Below are 6,692 nucleotides of genomic sequence, written 5' to 3'. Positions count from 1 at the left end.
GTACTGGGTGGCGACGCCGAGGCGTCGAATGCCGGAGTTAAGCGCGTTGGAGAGCGCGAAATCGATGATGCGCGTCTTGCCGCCGAAATAGACGGCCGGCTTGGCACGCCGATCGGTCAGTTCCTTGAGGCGGCTCCCACGGCCGCCGGCCAATACATAGGCCATGGCATCGCGCGCCAGCGGCTGGGTCCGTTTCAAGTCTGCCATTTCTACCCTCCCAAGTTACTCGATATCGACATGGCTCAGTCGGCAACGAGTTCAAGCATGATCGTCGACAGCGGCGGCAAAAGCATCGTCGCTGAGATGTTTCCTCCCTCCGCCCGCGCCTCGACCATGCCGCCATTGCCCTTGCCGGAACCGCCATATTCCGAAGCGTCGGTGTTGATGATCTCGCGCCATTTGCCTGATTTCGGCAACGGCACGCGATAATTGTCACGCGGCACCGGCGTGAAATTGGAAATGACGGCCACCGGGCTGCCGCCCGGTGCGCTGCGCAGCCAGGCAAAAACCGAATTCTGGCTGTCATCGACGATCAGCCAGGAAAACCCTTCCGGCTCACAATCACGGCCATGCAGTGCCGGGCGCGAACGGTAGAGATAGTTGAGATCGCGCACCGTCTGCCAGACGCCGCGATGCGGCCGGAATTCAAGCAGGTTCCAGTCGAGCGCGCGCGCCTCGCTCCATTCGCGGCGCTGCGCGAACTCCTGCCCCATGAAAAGCAGCTTCTTGCCGGGATAGCCCCACATGAAAGCGTAGTAGGCGCGCAGCGTCGCAAACTTCTGCCAGTCGTCGCCGGCCATCTTGCCAAGCAGCGTGCCTTTGCCGTGCACAACCTCGTCGTGCGAGAGCGGCAGCACGAAATTCTCCGAAAAGGCGTAGGTCAGGCCGAAGGTGAGGTCGTTGTGGTGGTGTTTTCGGAAGATCGGTTCCTTGGAGAAATACTCCAGCGTGTCGTGCATGAAGCCCATATTCCACTTGAAGCCGAAGCCCAACCCGCCTTCATGCACCGGTGCCGAGACCTTCGGCCAAGAGGTCGATTCCTCGGCGATGGTCATCACGCCCGGATGGTGGCCGTAGACCTCCTTGTTCATCTTCTGCAGGAAGCTGACCGCCTCGAGATTCTCGCGGCCGCCTTTCTCGTTGGGGATCCATTCGCCGGCCTTGCGCGAATAGTCGAGGTACAGCATCGAGGCGACCGCATCGACGCGAAGTCCGTCGACATGGTATTTCTCGGCCCAGAACAACGCATTGTTGACCAGGAACGACACCACCTCGCGGCGGCCGAAATTGTAGATCGCGGTGTTCCAGTCGGGATGAAACCCCTTGCGCGGATCGGCATGTTCATAGAGCGCGGTGCCATCGAAATTGGCCAGGCCGTGCTCATCGACCGGGAAATGCGCGGGCACCCAGTCGAGAATAACGCCGACGCCGGCACGGTGGGCGCCGTCGACGAAGCGGGCAAAGCCGTCCGGATCGCCAAAGCGGGCCGATGGCGCGTAGAGGCCGGTCGTCTGGTAGCCCCAGGACGGGTCATACGGGTGTTCGGAGATCGGCATGAATTCGATATGGGTGAAGCCGGTCTCGACCACATAGGGGATCAGCCGGTCGGCCAGTTCGTCCCATGACAGGAACGTACCGTCGTCGCGAAGCTGCCAGGAGCCGGCATGGACCTCGTAGATCGAAATGGCTTCGCGCCGGTGATCGGCATTGCGCCAGAAATTGCGATGCGCCTCGTCGCCCCACTCATGCGCCGGCGGCACGGCCACGACCGAAGCGGTGGCCGGACGCAGTTCGGACTTGAAGGCGAACGGATCGGCCTTCAGCGGCAGCCTGACGCCGTCGGGGCCGATGATCTCGTATTTGTAGGGCCGGCCGGCACCGATATCGGGAATGAACACCTCCCAGATGCCGGTGTCGCGGCGATCCCGCATCGAGTGCCGGCGGCCGTCCCATTCGTTGAAATCGCCGACCACAGAGACACGCCGCGCATTGGGAGCCCAGACGGCGAAATGCACGCCCGTGGCGCCTTCGTGCTCGATGACATGGGCGCCGAGCTTGTCGAACAGCCTGAGATGCGATCCCTCGGCGATGTAGTAGTCGTCCATCGGCCCGAGCACCGGACCGAACGAATAGGGATCGGTCAGCCACCAGTCGCCGCCGGCATTGCGCGCGTGATAGCGAAGCGGCTGCCGCTTCTTGATCGAGAGCTTGCCTTCGAAAAAGCCGCCATCGTCGCGCCTGGACAATTCACCCGCGATGATGCCGGTCAGCGTATAGGCAGTGACGAATTCGGCATTCGGAACAAAGCAGCGGGCCACAAAACCCTTCCCAGCCTCCTGAACACCGAGAACGGCAAACGGATCGCCATGCGTGCCGGCAACAATCGCCGCAACATCGCTGGCTGCCGCCAGTCCGTCCGGCCCGCTTGTCGCAGCGGTCGCGCGCGGCTTCTTCATCAGGCAGTGTCCCTCCCCAGGCACCGAGTGTTTGTTTCTAGTGGTGTGATCCGACTTTCAAGTTCACACCACCGGGACCACATTGTTTGCGGCCTCATGCAATCACATCAGGCAGGCACGTTCCAGATTTCTTTCGCATATTGGCGGATCGTGCGATCGGAGGAGAACCAGCCGACACGCGCCACATTGCGGATTGCCCTGGCGTACCAGTCGGGACTGTTGCGCCAGACCGCATCGACCTCGCGCTGGGCGGTAGCATAGGCATCGAAATCGGCGGCGACCATGAACCAGTCGCTGTTGTAGAGGCCGTTGACGAGGTCGCGGTAACGCTCCGGATCGTCCGGCGAGAAGACGCCCGACGAGACGGCAGCGACCGCTTGCGCCAGCTCAGATGATCCCTCGATGACGGCGCGAGGGTCGTAACCGTTGTTGCGCCGCTCGGCGACCTCGGCGGTGGTCAGGCCGAAGATGAAGATGTTGTCGTCGCCGACGCATTCCTTGATCTCGACATTGGCACCGTCGAGCGTGCCGATGGTCAGCGCGCCGTTGAGCGCGAACTTCATGTTGCCGGTGCCCGACGCTTCCATGCCGGCGGTCGAGATCTGCTCGGAAAGGTCGGCAGCCGGCATCATGATCTCGGCCAGGCTGACATTGTAATTCGGCAGGAACACCACCTTAAGCAGACCGCGCACGGCCGGATCGCGGTTGATGACTTTTGCGACATCGTTGGCGAGTTTGATGATCAGCTTGGCATTGTGGTAGCTGGGCGCCGCCTTGCCGCCGAAGAATTTCACGCGCGGCATCCAGTCGCGCTCGGGGTGCGAGCGGATCTGGTCATAGAGCGCGATCGCCTCGAGAATGTTCAGAAGCTGGCGCTTGTATTCGTGGATGCGTTTGATCTGGATGTCGAAAAGCGCCGAAGGATCGACCTTGATGCCGAGCCCGTCGGCGACGAGGTTGGCCAATCGCGCCTTGTTGGCGCGCTTGACGGCGGCGAACTTGTCGCGAAAGGCGGCATCGCCGGCGAAACCGTCGAGATCCTTGATGGCGTCGATGTCATCGAGAAAACGGTCGCCGATCGCCTCGCGGGCGAGCGACGTCAGTCCGGGATTGCATTGGATCAGCCAGCGCCGCGGCGTGATGCCGTTGGTCTTGTTGTTGATGCGATCGGGATAGAGCTTGTGCAGGTCGGCGAACACCGTCTCCTTCATCAGGTCGGTGTGAAGAGCCGAAACGCCGTTGATGGAATGCGAGCCGACAAAGGCCAGATTGCCCATGCGCACCCGGCGATCGCCATTTTCCTGGATCAGCGAGATGCGGCCAATCTGCTCGTCCGAGAACTGGTTGGAAGCACGCGCCTCCAGAAGCACTTCAGCGTTGATGGCATAGACAATCTGCATGTGGCGCGGCAAAAGCCGCTCGAACAGCGGCACCGGCCAGCTTTCCAGCGCCTCGGGCAGCAGTGTGTGGTTGGTGTAGCCGAAGGTGCGCTGGGTGATATCCCAGGCCTGGTCGAAGTCCATGCCGTGGACGTCCATCAACAGGCGCATCAACTCCGGCACGGCGATGGCCGGATGGGTGTCGTTCAGGTGGATCGCAGCCTTGTCGGGCAGCGACTTCAGGTCGCCATATTGGCTCAGATGACGCTGCACGATGTCCTGCAGCGAGGCGGTGGAGAAGAAATACTCCTGCCGGAGCCGCAGTTCCTGCCCGGCCTTGTGGGAATCGGCGGGATAGAGCACGCGCGACAAGGCATCGGCCTTGTTGCTTTCGGCGAGCGCGCCGATGTGGTCGCCGGCATTGAATTTGTCGAGCAGGATCGGATCGATCGGCATGCCCGACCAGAGCCGCAGCGTGTTGACGCGATTGGCCCGCCAGCCGACGACGGGCGTGTCATAGGCGACGGCCAGCACATGCTCGGTCGGCTTCCAGACATGGCGTTCGAGGCGGCCGTCCTTGGAGGTGATCGATTCCACCGAACCGCCGAAACCAACCTCGAAGGAGCGTTCGCGACGTTCGAATTCCCACGGGTTACCGTGATCAAGCCAGGTCTCTGGCAGTTCGACCTGCCAGCCGTCGTGAATCTCCTGCCGGAACATGCCATTGGCATAGCGAATGCCGTAGCCATGCGCGGGAATGTCGACGGTCGCCATGCTTTCCATGAAGCAGGCCGCGAGCCGCCCGAGACCGCCATTGCCGAGCGCCGCATCGGGCTCGAGTGCTGCAATCAAGTCGAGGTCGACACCCAACGACGACAGCGCCTCGCGCATGTTGTCCATCAGGCCCAGATTGGAGAAAGCATCGCGCATCAGGCGGCCGATGAGGAATTCCAGCGACAGATAATAGACGCGCTTTTCCTTCTGGTCGTAAGCCTCTCTCGTCGCCTGCATCCAGTGATCGACGATCCGGTCGCGCACGACCTTGATCGAGGCGGTTAGCCAGTCGTACTGGGTCGCAACGGTGGTGTCCTTGCCGACCCTGTATTTGAGGGCAACCAAGACTTCACGTGCGAGCGTCTTTGGGTCAGGATTTTCGAGCAGTGGCGGAAGGGGTTCGGATGTCATCGCGCTCGTCATGATGCCTCTCGTGCGGTTGCCATGATCATACCGGCTTTCATCGCTCCTCCCAGCCCATGCTAGCTGATACCGCCAACTATTCAATCGATTTAAACAGGTTCGATCCGGCTTGCCCCCTGCGGCAATTTGGCAATTCTGAAGTGTGACGCGCCAAGACGGCCCGCGCGCCGCGCTTCAAATCCCTGTTCCGTGCTTGCCGTGTCGCCATGCGCCAGCCACTTGGGCGACATGTATCAAGCCGCCAGCGCCGCCTCCGGCGGGGCCTTGGCTCCTGTCATGAAGGCGACGGCGTCGGACATCGTATATTGCTTGGGGTCGATGACGGCGAGGCGACGGCCCAGCCGATGGATGTGAATGCGATCGGCCACTTCGAAGACATGCGGCATGTTGTGCGAGATCAGCACGATCGGGAGGCCGCGCTTCTTGACGTCGAGGATCAGCTCGAGCACGCGGCGGCTTTCCTTGACGCCAAGGGCGGCTGTCGGCTCGTCCATGATCACCACACGACTGCCAAAGGCGGCCGCACGCGCCACGGCAACGCCCTGCCTTTGGCCGCCCGAGAGCGTCTCCACAGCCTGGCTGATGTTCTGGATGGTCATCAGGCCAAGTTCGGTAAGCTTGTCGCGGGCGCGCTTTTCCATCGCCGGGCGATCGAGCATGCGAAGCCAATCGCCCAGAAAACCCGGTTTACGGATTTCGCGGCCAAGGAACATGTTGTCGGCGATCGACAGCGCCGGCGACAGCGCCAGGTTCTGGTAGACGGTCTCGATGCCGGCTTCGCGGGCCTCCATCGGCGATTTGAAGGAGACGGGTTTTCCTTCGAGCCGGATCTCGCCTTCATCGGGCGCGGCAGCGCCGGAAATCGCCTTGATGAGCGACGATTTGCCGGCGCCATTGTCACCGATGACAGCAAGGATTTCGCCGGGGTAGAGGTCGAAGTCGGCGTTGTCGAGGGCGGTGACGCGGCCGTAGCGCTTGACTAGGCCACGCGCGGTGAGAATGGGTTCCTGGGTCATGGTCATGCCGAAACCTTTCTGATCCATTGGTCGACCGCCACGGCGCCGATGATCAGCACACCGGTGAGCAGCACCTTCCATTGCGGATCGGCGCCCAGCATGTTGAGGCCCATGGAGACGACGCCGACGATCATCGCGCCGAACAGCGTGCCCAGGATCGAGCCGCGTCCGCCGAACAGGGAAATACCGCCGATCACCGTCGCGGTGATCGCCTGGAGATTGTAGTCGGTGACGGCAGCCGACGGCGAGATCGAGCCGTTGCGACCGATAGAGACCCAGGCAGCGAAAGCGGCGATCAGCCCGGCAAGGGTGTAGACCGTCATCAGCACCTTCTTGGTCTGGATGCCCGACAGCTTCGCCGCCTCCTGATCATCGCCAACGGCGTAGACATGGCGACCCCATGCCGTGTGATTGAGCACGTACCAGAGGATCATCACGAGCACGACCGTGGCAATGACGCCGAGCGTCAGCACCGCCGTGCCGACCTTGAAGCTGATGGCAAAGAGATGCAGGAGCGGCGCCTGGGTGTCGACGTCGGTGTCGCGGATCGTCTCGTTGGCCGAATAGATGAAGTTCGTGGCCATGACGATGTTCCAGGTGCCAAGCGTCACGATGAAGGGCGGCAGCTTCATGTAGGCGACGAG

The 6,692-nt window shown here is 62.0% G+C and carries 5 protein-coding genes; all 5 read right to left on the bottom strand.

Annotation, left to right across the window (positions count from 1 at the left end):
* A partial coding sequence (locus tag EN939_RS15585) for a sugar phosphate nucleotidyltransferase (RefSeq protein ID WP_245473098.1) occupies positions 1-207 on the bottom strand: 207 nt, incomplete at its 3' end.
* A gap of 35 nt (positions 208-242) precedes the next feature.
* Positions 243-2,456, bottom strand: a complete 2,214-nt coding sequence (glgB, locus tag EN939_RS15580) for a 1,4-alpha-glucan branching protein GlgB (RefSeq protein WP_127268704.1) — start codon at positions 2,454-2,456, stop codon at positions 243-245.
* A 107-nt stretch (positions 2,457-2,563) separates the two neighbouring features.
* On the bottom strand, positions 2,564-5,032 hold the full coding sequence (locus tag EN939_RS15575; protein ID WP_127268703.1) for a glycogen/starch/alpha-glucan phosphorylase: 2,469 nt from the start codon (positions 5,030-5,032) through the stop codon (positions 2,564-2,566).
* Positions 5,033-5,265: 233 nt separating this feature from the next.
* Positions 5,266-6,048: an ATP-binding cassette domain-containing protein gene (locus EN939_RS15570; protein WP_164748811.1), complete on the bottom strand. Its 783-nt coding sequence runs from the start codon at positions 6,046-6,048 to the stop codon at positions 5,266-5,268.
* Positions 6,049-6,050: 2 nt separating this feature from the next.
* The coding region (locus tag EN939_RS15565; protein ID WP_164751009.1) for an ABC transporter permease at positions 6,051-6,692 on the bottom strand (642 nt) is incomplete at its 5' end.

The organism is Mesorhizobium sp. M7A.F.Ca.CA.002.05.1.1, from assembly GCF_003998335.1.
In the GTDB taxonomy this organism is placed as follows: Bacteria; Pseudomonadota; Alphaproteobacteria; order Rhizobiales; family Rhizobiaceae; genus Mesorhizobium.
This window is presented reverse-complemented; position numbering and strand designations above follow the sequence as displayed.